Below are 16,933 nucleotides of genomic sequence, written 5' to 3' on the forward strand. Positions count from 1 at the left end.
AGTCCTGGCGCCGGCCCGTAGGCTGAGCAGGCTTCCCGCCTTCGCGGTCAGCGCGCCCGGAGCCAGCCCTTCGCGCGATGCGCCAGGGGCCGAAGGCCCGGAACCCGCGCCAACGTCGCGCGCCCGAGCGGTGCCGCCGACTGCCATACCCGCACACCGAGTGACGACTGATCCACCGTCCCCTGCGACGTCCCCTCACGGCCGCGGCGCGGGGCGCGCTCGGCGAAGAAGACCATGAGCCCGAGGAGCTGCTGAGCGTCCTCCATCGTCGGAGCCGGAGAGAACTCTGCGGGCAGCGACCCCTCCACCACACTGGTGTAGAGCGCGGCGAAGTCGTAGTCGAGAGCGCGCGCAGCGGCCGTCAACGACGCGTCGGAGAGCTCCCGATAGCGATCGGCGTCTCCGAGCACCTCGCTGATCTGACGCGCCAGCCCTGCCGCGTCCCCCTGCGCCACGGCCACAACTCCGTTGTTGTCCTGCACCAGGGTCAGCCACGGCAGCTCGTACATGAACACCGGCAGACCGCGCGCCTGTGCCTCCGCAATCGTGAGCTGATACCCCTCGATGATGCTCGTGGACACGAACGCATCGGCGGCATCGATTGCGGCGATCAGGTCATCACCGCGCCGTGGACCGATCGCCACCACCTGGTCGCCGACACGACGCCGCCGCGCCTCCGCATTGAACTTCTTTGCGGTGAGCGTGTCCCAGTCGGGTCCGATCACCGTAAGTCGGAAGTCGACAGACAGCTTGCGCAGTTGCACACCGATCTCGATCAGTTCGGTCACCTGCTTGGTGCGCTGCTCGAGGCGTCCCCACCACACCAGCTCGATATGCCCAGCCGGCGGCACCTTCGTCACGTGCTGCGTGACCGAGGCCTGCAGCATCGGAGACGGCGGATTCGGCACAAATGCCGCGTGATCCACGCCCCGCAGCTTGAAGTACGCCACGTCCAGCGGTGAGAGGGTGATGAGCTGCGCGAGTGTGTTGCTGCACTGCTCGATCAGCGATAGCCGATCATTCCCGTCGTAGATGGGTCGACCCACGAAGTTGTGCAGCCAGCCGACCGTTGCTGCCCCCTCGGAGCGCGCCATCAGGGCGAACTCGGGCCAGTACCTCGTGTAAAGCACTTGGTGATCGATGACCACGTCGATCTCGTGCTCACGGCAGATTCCCGCCCACTCCTGCATGCGGTCCACGAGTTCGCGGGACTCGAGCTCGACGAACTCGACTCCCGGCGGAACGGCCTGCGGGTCGCTGCCCTTGCTCCGAGCCACCACCGTCACGCGATAGCCGGCCTCGCGCAGGTAGTGAGCCTGGGAGGCGAGAACAGCCGAGACACCGCCGGTGCGCAGCGTCGACGTGGCGAGCAGCACGCTGCGTACGGGACGATCGCCGATTGGCTGCCACGGGGTGTGGAACTTCAGCACCGTCAGCACGCGGGGGTAGAACTGTGCCGCGCCTTGAATGATGTCGTGAGCGGACGCCACCTCATGCAGGTGAGCCAGCGCGGCATCGAGCACCGTGCTGTCGCTGCGATCGATCAGTTGCGACGTGACGTAGCCCACGATCGACAGCCGAGCCGACTCGTATGCTTCCGTGAGCGCCTGCGGCTCCTCATGGCTCGCGGCGAGTGTCTCGACAGCCGAGCGGATGCTTTCGATCGACCGGATCGCCGAGACGTAGAACTCGGCACGTTCAATGCTGTCGACCACCTGGCCGCTGCCTCCGCGACCGAAGTGGTAGCGGTACAGCTTCTCCTCGATCGACACATAGCGAGTCGCGAGCGCCGCAACCAGGAACATCAGGGGCAGGTCATTGACGCGGGGCAGGGCGAGGTCGTCGGGAAGCTCGGCATACGCATCGCGCAGGACGCGCGTGCGGAAGAGGAAGCGCCAGAGCTGTCCCTGGGCAGGTTTTCCGACCGGGAAGAGTCCCTCGAGGACGGCAGCCGGTCCATCGAGTCGCTCATGACGCGGCTGCAGGCGCCGCTCATACGAGCCGCCCGTGTGGCCGTTCTTGTCGATGACCGTGACCCCGAAACCGACCAGCTCCGCGTCACTCTCGCGCGCCACTTCGACTGCCCGCTGCGCGGCGTTGGGAACCAGCTCATCATCGCCATCGAGGAACAGCACGTACTCGGCCGCAGCGGCGAGGATCCCGACGCGACGCGCCTGGAACGCCGAGAGGTTGCGCTCCTGTCGAATCAGACGCACACGCGGATCGCGCGCGGCGAAGCTCTCGACGACGGCGGCGGTTCCGTCGGTGGATGCGTCGTCGACGCAGATGATCTCGATATCGGCGAGGGTCTGCGCCAGCGCGCTCTCGATCGACGCCGCGAGCGTCAGCTCGTCGTCGAACACCGGCATCACGATGGAGACAGCAGGAACCGGGGTCACCACACCGATTGTAGGCTGTGCGGCCCCCGCCGCCTCGGCACGGGGCGAGCTCGCGGCGCAACCGCGACGCATCGCACCGAACCTGCTCTCGTGCCGGCGTTCGCCGTTGTCGCTCTCCGCGCTTCTGCTGCAGTCGGCCTCGCCTCGGTCAGCTTCCGCGGCGAAGGCGCGCGTCGGCGGCGGCCGGGCCGCCAGGCGTTCCATGCACGATGCCCACGCTGAGTTATCCACAATCGCGCCAATCTCGTACATTTGTTCTATTGTTGGCGGCAGACTTTGTGTATGACATTCGTAGGTGAAGCCCGAAGGCCCCCCTCCAGTACTGCCCACGACGGCGCATACGGAGATGCGGATGTCGCGGTCATGCGTGCGTACGTGGATGCTCTGGTGGCGCTGTCCCGGTCGCGCGCGGCGACGGACGCATTGGAGGCCGTGCTGCTCGCGGATCTCGTGACGTTGTCGGGCGCGTCCGGACGCTCGTCGGATGCAGACCTCATGTTGCGCTCGTTTGCGGCGGAGGTAGGCGCCGCTTTGCGCGTCAGCGACCGCACGATCCAACGGCAGATGTCCGACGCCCTTCAGCTCGTCGAGAGCTTCCCCGCCGTACATGAAGCGCTGTCTCACGGCGAGATCAGCATCGCGCATGTTGGGGCGATTCTGCAGCACGGGCTGCCGGTGGAGGAAGGCCCCGCCCGGGACGCGTTCGTCGAGCGTGCGCTGGAGTTGGCGCGGGTGGAGTCTGCGAATCGTCTGCGTCACCTGCTGGGCCCTGTCGCGGAACAGGTCCGTGACGTCTCGATCACGGAGCGCCATCGTGAGGCCCGCCGCGCCCGTACCGTCTGGGTCACTGACGACCTGGACGGCATGGCTACCCTGCACGCCCTGCTCCCGTCGGTGCTGGCGCACGGGGTGAAGGACCGGTTGGATCAGATGGCCCACGCCCTCCGCGCCAGCAACAAAGCAGCCAGAAACGCCGGTGCAGGTACTGGTACTGGTGCTGGCGCTGGCGCTGGCGCTGGCGCTGGGAAAACCTTCGGCCCGGGTGCTCGTGTAGGCTCCGGCGGAGACGTCTGGATCTCCACCGACACCGGCGCGGACATCGAACCCGGCGCAGCGTCGCGCATTGACACGAACGGCGACGCCGACGATGAAGCCAGCATCAACCCAGGAGCGGGAGCGGGTGCCGGCACCCGCGCAGGTGCCGCCACTGCTGGCGCTGGTGACGCCGCCGCTGACGCAGGTGCTGCGGAGTTCCGTGATGTGCGGACGGTGGATCAGATCCGCGCCGACATCCTCGCCGACCTGCTCCTGACCACCACCCCCACCAGCGTTGACACCGCGATCGGATCCATCCACGCCACCGTCGCCGTCACTATCCCGGTCCTCACCCTCCTCGAACAAGACGACACCGGCGCCGAGTTGGATGGCATCACCCCCATCGACGCGGACACCGCCCGCGCCCTCGCCGGAAACCAACCCGGCTTGGACCGCATCCTCACCCACCCCATCACCGGCGCCATCCTCGCCACCGACCGGTACCGGCCGACCTCGGACATGAAACGCTTCCTCACCCACCGCGACCAACACTGCCGACACCCCGGCTGCCGCGTCCCCATCCGCTACACCGACATCGACCACAACCACGACTGGGCGAACGGCGGCAAGACCGACATCACCAACCTCGCCCCACTCTGCCGCCGACACCACACGCTCAAGACCAGTGCCGACTGGAAGATCACGCCCCACCCCGACAAGGACGGCACCGTCATCTTCCACACACCCGCCGGATACCGCCACACCGAAAACCCACCACCCCGTGCCGTCACCTTCACACCCACAGGTGAGCACGAACACGAACACGAACACGGCAGCAACGGCCCAGGTGGCGAGAACTCTGGTGACGGCGAACCACCATGGTGAGAATCCATGCCCGTCTTCCGTGTCCGCTCAGCGCCAACTTGTGATCAGCACGTGATTTCCACACGATCACGACACGGCGCGGCTCGACGCCGTCGTGCACCGGCGCGCTCCTCACGGTTCCGTGTCCGCGCGCGGCAATCGACATCGTCCCGTGCTGAAAGAGAGCGGTATCCCCCAGCCCGATGCACGGCGCCCGACACCTTCCGCACCGGCAGAGGGCAGCCTGACGCCTCTCTCGCCAGGGTGCTGCACTCCGCGCCTCGCCCACCCGGGCACACAGCACTCGACACATCCCAGCGCCATCACACCACCCAATACCTTCGGGCCAGCGCTCGACGGATATCGCTTGCCCAAAAGTGGGAACTGCCCCGGGCGCGTCTATCCTGGAAGTTATGAAGATTGCGATCGCCGGCACGGGTTACGTCGGACTCTCGAATGCCGTCGTCCTCGCACAGCACCACGAGGTCATCGCGGTCGATGTCAACGAGCACAAGGTGGACCTGCTGAACAAGCGGATCTCCCCCATCGTGGACGCGGAGCTGACCGAGTACCTCGCCACCCGCGAACTCAACCTCACGGCGACATTGGACGCGACCGCCGCCTATCACGATGCCGAGTTCGTCATCGTCGCGACGCCGACCAACTACGACGAGGTGACCAAGTTCTTCGACACGTCGTCCGTCGAGTCCGTCATCGACCAGGTGCTCGCCATCAACCCTGACGCTGCGATCATCATCAAGTCGACCATTCCCGTCGGCTTCACCGAGCGCATGACGACGGAGCACCCCGGCGCCACGATCATCTTCTCCCCCGAGTTCCTGCGGGAGGGCCGCGCCCTCTACGACAACCTGCACCCGTCGCGCATCGTGGTGGGCGACCGCGGACCCGTCGGCCGCCGCTTCGCGGACCTGCTGGTCGAGGGAGCGATCGACGAGAACGTGCCCGTGCTCCTCACCGGTGCCACCGAGGCGGAGGCCATCAAGCTCTTCGCCAACACCTACCTGGCTCTGCGCGTGGCGTACTTCAACGAGCTAGACACCTACGCCGCCGTGCACGGCCTGTCCAGCCCGGAGATCATCGAGGGTGTGGGACTCGATCCCCGCATCGGATCGCATTACAACAACCCGTCCTTCGGCTACGGCGGCTACTGCCTCCCCAAGGACACCAAGCAGCTGCTAGCGAACTACTCCGAGGTGCCGCAGAACCTCATCACGGCCATCGTCGACGCCAACCGCACCCGCAAGGACTTCGTGGCCGAGGACATCCTGTCCCGCGGACCTCGTACCGTGGGTGTGTACCGGCTCGTGATGAAGGCCGGGTCCGACAACTTCCGGACCTCGTCGATCCAGGGCATCATGAAGCGGATCAAGGCGAAGGGTGTGGAAGTCATCGTCTACGAGCCCACGCTCGAGGACTCCGAGTTCTTCCACTCCGAGGTGGTCGCCGACCTGGAGGAGTTCAAGAAGCGCGCCGACGTGATCGTCGCCAACCGCTCCAGCGACGTGCTCGACGACGTCGCAGAGAAGGTCTACACCCGCGACATCTACGGTCGCGACTGACGACAGAGCCCGATGACGACCGCCCCGCATCTCCCTGGCAGCCGGCAGCGCACGCCGTTGCTGCAGCGGTGCTGTCCGTGCCGCCGGGGGCGCTCGTGACCAAGGGCCCCGAAGACGCGAACGCGGTCGCCGCGACAGCCGCGCGGCCGCTGACGCAGCGACGCGCCACGAAATGGGCGATGCGCTACGCCCGGCGCCTTCTCGCCACCGACGTGCTCGTCATCACCCTCCTGCTCGCAGGGTTCGGACTCTTCTGGCTCCGCAACAGCACGCTCGCCTGGCCGGGCGGACCGCAGGTGTCCTATGCGGTCCCCCTCCTCATCGTCGGTGTGCTGTGGGTGGTGTGCCTCGAAGCGTTCGAAACGCGCGACCGGCACATCATCGGCGACGGCGTCGTCGAATACCGACGCATCATCAGCGCCACGGTCTTCGTATTCGCCGTGGTGATCTCCCTGGCGTTCTTCCTCCGTATCGACGTGACGCGCGCGCTGTTCGTAGTCGTGCTCCCCGCCGGCCTCCTCGGCCTCCTGCTCAGCCGCTGGCTGTGGCGTCAGTGGCTGCGCAAGCGCCAGTGGAAGGGCACGTTCGTCTTCCGCGCCGTGCTGCTCGGCGAGAAGGCGAAAATCCAGCACATCGCCCGCCAGATCCACCGCGCCAAGATCAGCGGGTACGTGATCGTCGGCGCGATCACCCCGGACGGAACACCGTCGAAGATCGGTGATGTGCCCGTGCTCGGTGCGCTCAAGGACACGGTCAACGCCATCGACGCCACAGGAGCGGACACGCTGATCGTCGGTGGAAGCGACGAGCTCGACCCGGGAGCAATGCGCCGCCTCGGGTGGGCGATGGCCGACCGCGACGTGAACTGGGTCGTGGCACCCGCACTCACCGATGTGGCCGGTCCCCGCATCCACGCGCGCCCCGTTGCCGGGCTCCCGCTGGTGCACGTCGACTTCCCGCGCCTGGAGGGTTACCGCCGCGTTGTGAAGCGGGCCTTCGACATCGTCGCCGGCAGCATCATGCTCGTCTTCGCGATCGTGCCGATGCTCGTCACCGCGGCCGTCATCCGCATGGAGGGCCCCGGACCCGTCATCTTCGCGCAGGAGCGGGTCGGACGCCACGGCAAGATCTTTCGCGTGCTCAAATTCCGCTCCATGGTCCCGGGTGCCGATGAGCAGCTTGCTGGGCTCCTGGACCAGCAGGGAACTGCCGGCAAGCCCTTCTTCAAGGTGGCTGACGACCCCCGCATCACCAAGGTCGGCAAGTTCATCCGTCGTCACTCCATCGACGAGCTCCCGCAGCTGTTCAACGTCCTCCGCGGCAACATGAGCCTGGTCGGCCCGCGTCCGCAGGTCGCTTCTGAAGTGGCCCTCTACGAGGACGGCGTGGAGCGGCGCCTCCTGGTCAAGCCCGGCATGAGCGGCCTCTGGCAGGTGAGCGGCCGCTCGAAGCTGTCCGCCGAGGACTCCATCCGCTTCGACCTCTACTACGTCGAGAACTGGTCCTTCGCCCAGGACCTGCAGATCCTGTTCCGCACGTTCAAGGCGGTCGTCGCGCCCGGCAAGACCGCGCACTGACGCTGATTCTCAGCCGCGGTCGGCGAAGAAGAACGCCCGCGAGACGACACGCCTGTCACGGGCGTGGATCAGCGCGACGAGCACGACGGCGAGCGCAAGCCCCAGCCAGCCGCCGAGGGTGTTCGAGAGCACATCGCCGAGGTTGCCGGAGCGCTTCTCCAGAAACAGACTCTGGGACAGCTCCAGGGCGCCGGAGAACGCGGGCACGGCCAGCACGACGAGCCAGCGCAAGCGGGCGGGCAGCACGAGGGCGAGGAGGAAGCCGAAGGGCACGAACATCACGATGTTCGCGGTGAACTCGAGCGCGTGGTAGTTGAACGTGTCGGGTACTCCCGCGTCGTGCGCCACCGAGAGCACACGGTCGATCCCGCCCATGTTGCCCTCCGTCACCGGGGTCGGGCGCAGCGTGAGGATGAGGATCACGCAGGCACACGCCGCCAACAGCACCGCAGCGATGATGACGCGGAGCCGGCTCACCGGAGGCGCGCTCGCGACGTCGGCCGTCGCTCGGACGTGATCGGACACGTATGGCTCCCCCTGCTTCCGCGCCGCCCGAGCGCTTCTCAGCGTGTACCGGCCCGAAACGGCAGCATATGTAGGCTACCGGCGCCGCTCGCACCGGTCCACCGCGGCGAGACGCTCAGCGCTGCGTACCGTAGCGCGCATCCCACAGCGCGCGGCAGTGCGGGCTTCGACACGAGACGCTCAGCGCCGCGTACCGTAGCGCGCATCCCACAGCGCGCGGGCGATCACCTTCCGATCCCGCGAGTGCACCATCCCCACGATGATCGCCGCACACAGCAGACCGATCCAACCGCCGATGGAGTTCGCCACCACATCCTGCAGTGTGGCGAACCGGGCGGACAGGAAGGTCGCCTGAAACCACTCGAGCCCCGCCGAGAGCGCCGGCAGCAGCAGGATGCCGAGCCACATCACCCGACCGAGGGCGAGGCCCAGCAGCAGGCCCAGGGGCACGAACATCGCCACGTTGGCGGTGAACTCCAGCTCGCGATAGTCGAACCAGTCCGGCACACCGTTGCGGTGCAGCACGGCGAGGAACTTGTCGATCGAGCTCTCGTAGCCCTGATCCAGCGGAGTCGGAGACATCGTGGCGGCCAGCACCACGCCGAGGCATGCCAGAAGCAGCACGATCGCGATCCCGGCACGCAGATGGCTGCGCGGGGGACGCTGCACGACCTCGCGCACGGTTCCGCGATCGAGCAACTCGGTCACTGCATCGGACACGGAGCCTCCTGGGGGGTCGGGATGACCATGCTACGTGCGCCACCTCCACACCGCCCGAGCAAGCCCATGGACCATCCTGAGTCCAGATGCAACCCCCTGCCGAAGCGGAGCGTGCCGGGCTATCGTGAAACGGATGCGGCAACGTCGAGACATTCAGGGTCTCCGGGCGCTCGCCGTGGGACTGGTGGTCATCTTCCACCTCTTCCCCAGCGCGCTGACCGGAGGTTACATCGGCGTCGATGTCTTCTTCGTCATCTCGGGCTACCTCATCACGGGACACCTCGACCGGGAGCTCGAGCGACACGGACGCATCCGTTTCGGAGAGTTCTGGGCCCGGCGGATTCGGCGGCTGCTTCCGGCCGCCCTCGTCGTGATGGTGGTCTCGACGATCGGCGCGCTGCTGCTTGTCCCCCGAACCCTCCTGCCCCAGAACCTCACGGAGATCGCCGCGGCGGCGGGCTACGTGCTCAACTGGGTGCTGGCGGCCTCCTCCGTCGACTATCTCGCCAGTGACGCACCCGCATCGGTCGCCCAGCACTACTGGTCGCTGTCCGTGGAGGAGCAGTTCTACATCGTGTGGCCGCTGCTGCTGACGGCGGCGGTCGTGATCGGAGTCCGCTTCCTCGGGCGAGACCGCCGAACCGCGCTCATCGCGGCCATCGGGGTGGTCTTCGTCGCGTCCCTGGCAACGTCCGTCATCCAGACGGCCCTCTCCCCCGCTCCGGCCTATTTCGTCACCACCACGCGCGCGTGGGAGTTCGCCGCCGGTGCCCTGGTGGCGCTCCTGCCCGCCGGTGGCGAGCGACTCCGCACCCGCGTTCGACTCACCGCATCGTGGGTGTCCCTGGGCGCCGTCCTCGCCTGCGGGGTGTTGTTCACGGAGGAGACGCCGTTTCCGGGAGGCATCGCGCTCATCCCGGTGGCGGCCACCGCCCTGCTGCTGTGGCTGGGCGACGATGATCACACCCTCGCCCCGCAGCGCCTGTCCCACCCGGTGGCCGTCCAGTTCGTCGGGGATGCGAGCTATTCGATATACCTCTGGCACTGGCCGATCATCGTGCTGGCGGGCGCGGCGATCGGCGGGCCGCTGGATCCTCTCCTCGCCCTTGCCGCCGGCGCCCTCACGGTGGTGCTGGCGTGGGCGACGATGCGATGGATCGAGCAACCCGTGCGTCGCGCACCGGGTCTCCTGGCACGCCGGCTCCCGACCTATGCCGGCGCTGCTGTCGCGATGGCTGCGGTGATCACACTGGCGCTGACGCCGCTGGGCGTGCTGCGCGCCGAGGACGAGGCCGCTGCCGCCACCATCGCCGAGCTCGAGCGGGATCCCGGCGGGTGCTTCGGCGCCTATGCGCTGCTGAACGAATGTGACGACCCGTACGCACTGACCGACACGGTGAACCCCACGCTCACGCAGGCAGGCGGATTCGGGCTGCGCGCCGGCGACGGCGAGGACTGCGACTGGGCCACCATCGCCGACCGCTCCGAGATGAGCTGCGAGCTCGGCCTGCCCGCCGAGAAGGCAGCGGCACGTCTGGCGTTCATCGGCGATTCCCACGCCGACCAGTACGCCCTTCCCCTGGCGCTCGCCGCTCGCGCACACGACTGGAGCGTGCTGGTACGCACTCGCGGATCGTGCACCCCGCTCGCACCTGTCGGGGTCGCAGCCGAGGACGCCACCGCGTCTCAGGCCGAGGCGTGCGATCGATGGACCGTGGACGTGCTCGACCAGGTGATCTCGGATACCAGCATCGACACCGTCATCGTCGCCGGGCGGTACGAGCTCCAGCCGGACAGCACCGAGAACGCCCACGAGGTGATGAAGCGGCTGCAGGATGCCGGGAAGTCGGTGATATTCATCGCCGATCTCCCCGGCACGGAACACGAGTGGGGCGCTCGCGACACGATGGAGAGCGCCCCGAGCTGCGTGGAGCGCGAGTGGCGGGACGACGCCTGCGCCTGGGCACCCGTCCCTCACCTCGACTGGGCGCAGACAGCGGCGTACGAGGCCGGTGCCACCATCATCGATCCGTCGACGCTGTTGTGTCAGGAGGGTCGCTGTCACATCCTCGTGGGCGGGACGATCGTGTTCTCCGACGCGCACCACATCTCCCGCGCCTTCGCCCGGACTCTCACCGGCTGGTTCGGCGATCAGATCTCCGCCGCCCTGGCGCGGCATTAGTTCAGGGCGTGAAGCTCCTCCGTGTCCTGTTGCAGCGCGGACCATGCGGAGAGGAAGCGACGACGAAGCTCGATGGGCGGCCACGGCGAGGCCCGCAGGTCGGCCGGCAGAAGCGGATCCGCAGCGAGCGCCTGACCGAACGCCTCACGAAGACGAATGGCCGCAGCCAGAACGGCGACCCGGTCGCTCGGTGGCGGGACGACGAGCTCCGAGAGCTCGCGCTCCAGGGGTCGATAGGCATCGAGGGTCGTGGCCGCCGGCCAGAGGCTCTCTGCGACCCGCTGTGGCTCATCGACGCCACCGACACTGATGCGGTCGGCACTCGCAACGATCATGCGGCCCGCCGCGTCCTCGCCGGGAACGATCGTCGACAACTCCTCCCCCAGGTCATGAGGCGAGACGTATAGGCCCGGAATCAGGATCGCAGCGCCGAGGCGCAGCAGAGCAGCACGGAGGCTGTCGCGCTCGGAACGCGCGGACTCCGGAACGGAGAACCCGTACAGCCGCCACCGTCCGTCCCACGGCGCATCCCCACTGTCCTGTGCGAAGGCGAATCCCAGCAGAGCGTCATCGAAGCGAGCGCTCGCGGCCGCAGCAGCCGTCCGTTCCACTCGCCCCCGCCGGCCGCGACCGATCTGCTCCACCTCACCGGCAGCTTGCATCCGGCGGATCGCAAGTCGGACGGTCTGCTCCGCGAGCCCCAGAGCGAGCCCCACGTCGTACACCAGATCCAGCGGAGCCGTACCGTCGACGTCCAAGCACCCCTCGACCAGCGTGCGTGGCGCAACCGCGATGCTCATGACTGTGCGATGCCTTCCCAGGGGTAGCCGTGACGGGTGAAGGCTGCGGCGATGGCACGCCGTCCACCCTCCACATCATCATCGAACAGCACGCGGCCTTCTGGCGATTCGATGCGGACCTTGCCGCCGTGTCGATACACCCCGCCGACTTGCGCTCGTCCCACCACGCGGGCGTCATCGCCCTCGCGAATGACGATCTGCTCATCACTGATCGTCAGCCGGGCGCTGTGGTACGTGAGGATGAAGGCCACCACCAATCCGACGATTCCGAGCACGACGGGCCGGCCCACGACTATGAGGGGCGCATCGAACGAGCCGAGGAACTTCAGATACTCGATGAACGGAATGGGCCACGACGAGGCGACCTGCAGCAGGCCAGGGAGCACCCAGCCGAGCCCCACCCCGGCCGCGCCACAGACGACCCAGATCACCACCTTCGTGCCGAGCGTCATCTCGAGCACCGACTCTTGCTTGTTCATGCGGTTCTCAGCTTCCCCTATCTATCGTTTGAGCTACGAGCGTAGCAGGTTCGATAGTTAGGAGTGATCATGACCACACGAGAACCGCTCAACAAGCGCGTTCCCGCTCCCGCCGTTGTTCCAGCATTGCCGGACGCAGCTGCGGGTGTGCCGCTCACCTGGCGCGCAGCGCGACGTGATGATGCCACCGGCCTCCACCGCCTGATCAGTGCCGCGGAACGCTGGGACAGCCCGGACGAGCACACCGGCGCCGAGGCGGTGAGCCTGGCGCTCACCGCCGAGAACCTTGACCTCGTACGAGACGCGGTTGTCGGGCTGGACGCCGGCGGCACCCCCATCGCCTATGGCACCGCGCGTCTGTCATCCGCCCCCGTGCCCGTGACGGACGGCCGTGCCGTCGAGGTCGCACTCGACGGAGTCGTGCACCCCCGCCTGAGGCGGAGAGGGATCGGCACGCGACTGCTGCGCTGGCAACAGGCTCGTGGCCTTCAGATCCTCGCCGGCTCACCGCTCCCGCTCTCGGCGATGCTGACCACCAGCACGCGCGCCACCAACGTCGGAGATCTCGCCCTGTACCGTCAGGAGGGGTTCCGCCCCGTGCGGCGATGGTTGAAGCTCGACCGCAGCCTGGAGGTCCCGATACCGCACCGCCTCGCCCCGACTCGCGTGCGGGTGACGCGGCTGAAGCGCGGACTCTCGGAACCCACGCGGGTCGCCCTCAACGCGGCGTTCGAGACTCACTGGGGGTTCGCTCCGCTGGAACGGAGCGAATGGCGGGCAGCCGGACGTCTGCCCGAGAACGCCCCTCGCCTGTCCCGTGTGGCCGTCGCGGGGAGCGGGCGACGCTCCGACCCGCGACGTGTCGTCGGGTTCGTCCTCACGGAGACGAGTGCCACCGTGGACGGAACGCGAATCGGACGCCTGGGCGCGGTCGGCGTGATTCCGACCTGGCGGGGCACCGGGCTGGCCACCACCCTCCTCACCGAGACGCTGCGAGCGATGCGGCGAGCGGGGTTGGAACGGGTGGTCCTCGATGTGGACGCGGAGAATCCCAGTGGCGCGGTCGGAATCTACACGCACCTCGGGTTTCGCGAAGCGGACCGCGCGGTCACGTACGCGCGGACGTTCTGACCGCCGGGACAGATCCAGCGCGCTGAGGCGGCACAGGGCAAAAACGAAACCCCCCTGGTTTCCCAGGGGGGTTTCGTCAGAACTCAGTAATCGAAATTACTTGATGATCTTGGTGACGGTACCGGCACCGACCGTACGACCACCCTCACGGATGGCGAAGCCGAGGCCCTCCTCCATGGCGATCGGCTGGATCAGCGCGACCGTCATGTCGGTGGTGTCGCCGGGCATGACCATCTCGGTGCCCTCGGGCAGCGAGATGACGCCGGTGACGTCGGTGGTACGGAAGTAGAACTGCGGGCGGTAGTTCGTGAAGAACGGGTTGTGGCGGCCACCCTCGTCCTTCGACAGGATGTACGCGGTGCCCTCGAAGTCGGTGTGCGGGGTAACGGAACCCGGCGCCACGACAACCTGGCCACGCTCGACGTCGTCGCGCTTGGTGCCACGGAGGAGCAGACCACAGTTCTCGCCGGCCCATGCCTCGTCGAGCTGCTTGTGGAACATCTCGATACCCGTGACCGTGGTCTTCTGCGTCGGGCGGATGCCGACGATCTCGACCTCGGAGTTGATCTTCAGGGTGCCACGCTCGGCGCGACCCGTGACGACCGTTCCACGACCGGTGATGGTGAAGACGTCCTCAACAGGCATGAGGAACGGCTTGTCACGGTCACGCTCGGGGTCCGGCACAGAGTCGTCGACGGCCTGCATGAGCTCGAGGATGGCCTCGGTCCACTTCTCGTCACCCTCAAGGGCCTTCAGAGCGGAGACGCGAACAACCGGAGCGTTGTCGCCGTCGAAGCCCTGCGACGAGAGCAGCTCGCGAACCTCGAGCTCGACGAGCTCCAGGATCTCCTCGTCGTCAACCGCGTCAGACTTGTTCAGCGCGACGAGCAGGTAGGGAACGCCGACCTGCTTGGCGAGCAGAACGTGCTCACGGGTCTGTGCCATCGGGCCGTCGGTGGCGGCGACCACGAGGATCGCGCCGTCCATCTGAGCGGCACCGGTGATCATGTTCTTGACGTAGTCAGCGTGACCCGGGGCGTCAACGTGCGCGTAGTGGCGCTTCGGCGTCTCGTACTCGATGTGCGAGATGTTGATCGTGATACCGCGCTGACGCTCCTCCGGAGCCGAGTCGATCGACGCGAAGTCGCGCTGAACGTTCGTGTCCGACGGGTACTTGTCAGCGAGCACCTTCGAGATCGCGGCAGACAGCGTGGTCTTGCCGTGGTCGACGTGACCGATCGTACCGATGTTGACGTGCGGCTTGGTCCGCTCGAACTTGGCCTTAGCCACTGGGTCCTCCTCAGGACATTCGTGTAGCGATTCCGGGCACTGGATTGCGACCGGCTCGATACAGGGGTTGATTTCAGTGTAGTGGAGACAGCGTCTCCGAGTCTGTGAAGTTATAAGCCCGCAGGCACCGGGGACGGCAGATGCCGCCCCCGATCAGGCGATTACTCGCCCTTAGCCTTCTGAACGATCTCCTCGGCGACGTTCTTCGGAACCTCAGCGTAGGAGTTGAACTCCATCGAGTAGACGGCGCGACCCGAGGTCTTCGAGCGCAGGTCACCGATGTAGCCGAACATCTCCGACAGCGGAACCTGAGCGCGGATGACCTTGACGCCCTGGGCGTCCTCCATCGACTGGATCTGGCCACGACGCGAGTTCAGGTCACCGATGACGTCACCCATGTACTCCTCCGGAGTACGGACCTCGACGGCCATGATCGGCTCGAGGATGACCGGGTTCGCGCGGCGAGCCGCCTCCTTGAAGCCCATCGATCCTGCGATCTTGAATGCCATCTCGGAGGAGTCGACGTCGTGCGATGCACCATCGACCAGGGTGGCCTTGACGCCCACCATCGGGTAACCGGCGAGGACACCGACGTTCATCGCGTCCTGGAAGCCCTGGTTGGTGGGCTCGATGTACTCGCGCGGGATACGACCACCGGTGACGGCGTTGACGAACTCGTACGTCTTGTCGCCCTCGACCTCGAGCGGCTCGATGTTGAACTGGATCTTCGCGAACTGACCGGAACCACCGGTCTGCTTCTTGTGCGTGTAGTCGTGCTTCTCGACGGTCTTGCGGATCGTCTCGCGGTACGCCACCTGCGGCTTGCCGACGTTGGCCTCGACCTTGAACTCACGCTTCATGCGGTCCACGAGGATGTCCAGGTGCAGCTCGCCCATTCCCTTGATGAGGGTCTGGCCGGTCTCCTGGATCTGCTCGACGCGGAACGTCGGGTCCTCTTCAGCGAGCTTCTGGATAGCGGTACCCAGCTTCTCCTGGTCAGCCTTGGTCTTGGGCTCGATGGCGACCTCGATCACCGGCTCCGGGAAGGTCATCGACTCGAGCACGACCTGCGCCGACGGGTCGCTCAGGGTGTCACCGGTGGTGGTGTCCTTGAGGCCGATGACGGCGTAGATGTGACCGGCGGTCATCGACTCGACCGGCATCTCCTTGTTGGCGTGCATCTGGAAGATCTTGCCGATGCGCTCCTTCTTGCCCTTGGTCGAGTTGATGACCTGGGCACCCGAGTCGAGGTGACCCGAGTAGACGCGCACGTAGGTGAGACGACCGAAGAACGGGTGCACGGCGATCTTGAAGGCCAGGGCCGCGAACGGCTCGTCCTTCGAGGGCTTGCGCTCGATGACGATCTCTTCGTCCTTCGGGTCGTGCGCCTCAACGGCGGGCACGTCCAGCGGGGACGGGAGGAAGTCGACGACGGCGTCCAGCATCGGCTGCACACCACGGTTCTTGAAGGCGGAGCCACACAGGACCGGGTACAGCTCGCCGGCGATCGTCAGCTGGCGGATGCCGGCCTTGATCTCCTCGACGGTGAGCTCTTCGCCACCGAAGTACTTCTCCATGAGCTCGTCGCTGGTCTCAGCAACGGTCTCGAGGATGACGGTGCGGTACTCGTTGGCCTTCTCCACGAGGTCAGCGGGGACCTCCTGGATCTCATACTTGGCGCCCATGGTGACATCACCCTTGGCGTCGCCGGGCCACACCAGTGCGCGCATGTTGATCAGGTCGACGACACCGACGAAGTCGCTCTCGGAACCGATCGGCAGCTGCAGCACGAGCGGCTTGGCCTTCAGGCGGTTGATGATCGTGTCGACGGTGAAGTAGAAGTCGGCACCCAGCTTGTCCATCTTGTTGACGAAGCAGATGCGGGGGACGTCGTACTTGTCCGCCTGACGCCACACGGTCTCGGACTGGGGCTCAACGCCCTCCTTGCCGTCGAACACGGCGACGGCACCGTCGAGGACGCGCAGCGAGCGCTCCACCTCGACCGTGAAGTCCACGTGACCCGGGGTGTCGATGATGTTGATCTGCGTGCCGTTCCAGAAGCACGTCACAGCAGCGGAGGTGATCGTGATGCCACGCTCCTGCTCCTGCTCCATCCAGTCGGTGGTCGCGCCACCGTCGTGGGTCTCGCCGATCTTGTGGTTGACGCCCGTGTAGAACAGGATGCGCTCGGTCGTCGTCGTCTTGCCGGCATCGATGTGGGCCATGATGCCGATGTTGCGGACCTTCTTGAGGTCGGTGAGCACTTCTTGTGCCACGGGGTCTTCCTTACGTGAAGTGTGCGATCAGGATCCGCTCCGCCCGGGCGCAGTGCCCGAGCGGAGCGGAAGAGC

General features: G+C 66.8%; 12 protein-coding genes. 5 read left to right on the forward strand and 7 right to left on the reverse strand.

Going from position 1 to position 16,933, the window contains the following annotated elements; translation table 11 throughout:
* Positions 1-47: 47 nt before the first annotated feature.
* A complete protein-coding gene (locus ABTV68_RS17415) occupies positions 48-2,399 on the reverse strand; it encodes a glycosyltransferase (protein WP_433674935.1) in 2,352 nt (783 codons plus the stop codon).
* A 363-nt stretch (positions 2,400-2,762) separates the two neighbouring features.
* Between ABTV68_RS17415 and ABTV68_RS17420 the strand changes: the two genes are divergently transcribed.
* From ABTV68_RS17420 to ABTV68_RS17430, 3 genes are all read left to right on the forward strand, one after another.
* Positions 2,763-4,319, forward strand: coding sequence for a DUF222 domain-containing protein (locus tag ABTV68_RS17420; RefSeq protein ID WP_433674936.1), 1,557 nt, complete (start codon positions 2,763-2,765; stop codon positions 4,317-4,319).
* Positions 4,320-4,711: 392 nt separating this feature from the next.
* Entirely contained in the window at positions 4,712-5,878 is a 1,167-nt protein-coding gene (locus ABTV68_RS17425; protein WP_433674937.1) for a nucleotide sugar dehydrogenase, read from the forward strand.
* 68 nt (positions 5,879-5,946) lie between these two features.
* Complete coding sequence (locus tag ABTV68_RS17430) at positions 5,947-7,455, forward strand: sugar transferase (protein ID WP_433674938.1); 1,509 nt, start codon at positions 5,947-5,949, stop codon at positions 7,453-7,455.
* A 9-nt stretch (positions 7,456-7,464) separates the two neighbouring features.
* Here ABTV68_RS17430 and ABTV68_RS17435 read toward each other — a convergent pair whose 3' ends face one another.
* Both ABTV68_RS17435 and ABTV68_RS17440 read right to left on the reverse strand, forming a co-directional pair.
* Positions 7,465-7,980: a VanZ family protein gene (locus tag ABTV68_RS17435; protein ID WP_433674939.1), complete on the reverse strand. Its 516-nt coding sequence runs from the start codon at positions 7,978-7,980 to the stop codon at positions 7,465-7,467.
* A 180-nt stretch (positions 7,981-8,160) separates the two neighbouring features.
* Positions 8,161-8,700 carry a VanZ family protein gene (locus tag ABTV68_RS17440; RefSeq protein WP_433674940.1) on the reverse strand — a complete coding sequence of 180 codons (540 nt, stop codon included), beginning with the start codon at positions 8,698-8,700 and terminating at the stop codon, positions 8,161-8,163.
* A gap of 133 nt (positions 8,701-8,833) precedes the next feature.
* Here ABTV68_RS17440 and ABTV68_RS17445 point away from each other — a divergent pair, with 133 nt between their 5' ends.
* Positions 8,834-10,882, forward strand: coding sequence for an acyltransferase family protein (locus tag ABTV68_RS17445; RefSeq protein ID WP_433674941.1), 2,049 nt, complete (start codon positions 8,834-8,836; stop codon positions 10,880-10,882).
* On the opposite strand, the gene ABTV68_RS17450 is transcribed toward ABTV68_RS17445, so the two are convergent.
* Positions 10,879-11,682: a PaaX family transcriptional regulator gene (locus tag ABTV68_RS17450; RefSeq protein ID WP_433674942.1), complete on the reverse strand. Its 804-nt coding sequence runs from the start codon at positions 11,680-11,682 to the stop codon at positions 10,879-10,881. The two genes, ABTV68_RS17445 and ABTV68_RS17450, sit on opposite strands and share 4 nt — an antisense overlap.
* Positions 11,679-12,161 (reverse strand): YqeB family protein, encoded by a 483-nt coding sequence (locus tag ABTV68_RS17455; protein ID WP_433674943.1) that lies wholly within the window; start codon positions 12,159-12,161, stop codon positions 11,679-11,681. Before ABTV68_RS17455 ends, ABTV68_RS17450 begins: the two co-directional genes overlap by 4 nt.
* A 69-nt stretch (positions 12,162-12,230) precedes the next feature.
* Between ABTV68_RS17455 and ABTV68_RS17460 the strand changes: the two genes are divergently transcribed.
* A complete protein-coding gene (locus ABTV68_RS17460) occupies positions 12,231-13,292 on the forward strand; it encodes a GNAT family N-acetyltransferase (protein ID WP_433674944.1) in 1,062 nt (353 codons plus the stop codon).
* 96 nt (positions 13,293-13,388) lie between these two features.
* Here ABTV68_RS17460 and tuf read toward each other — a convergent pair whose 3' ends face one another.
* Positions 13,389-14,582: an elongation factor Tu gene (tuf, locus tag ABTV68_RS17465; protein WP_433674945.1), complete on the reverse strand. Its 1,194-nt coding sequence runs from the start codon at positions 14,580-14,582 to the stop codon at positions 13,389-13,391.
* A gap of 161 nt (positions 14,583-14,743) precedes the next feature.
* Positions 14,744-16,858: an elongation factor G gene (gene fusA, locus ABTV68_RS17470; RefSeq protein ID WP_433674946.1), complete on the reverse strand. Its 2,115-nt coding sequence runs from the start codon at positions 16,856-16,858 to the stop codon at positions 14,744-14,746.
* Between the last annotated feature and the right edge of the window lie 75 nt (positions 16,859-16,933).

The organism is Microbacterium gorillae, assembly GCF_050990725.1.
Taxonomy (GTDB): Bacteria; Actinomycetota; Actinomycetes; order Actinomycetales; family Microbacteriaceae; genus Microbacterium; species Microbacterium gorillae_A.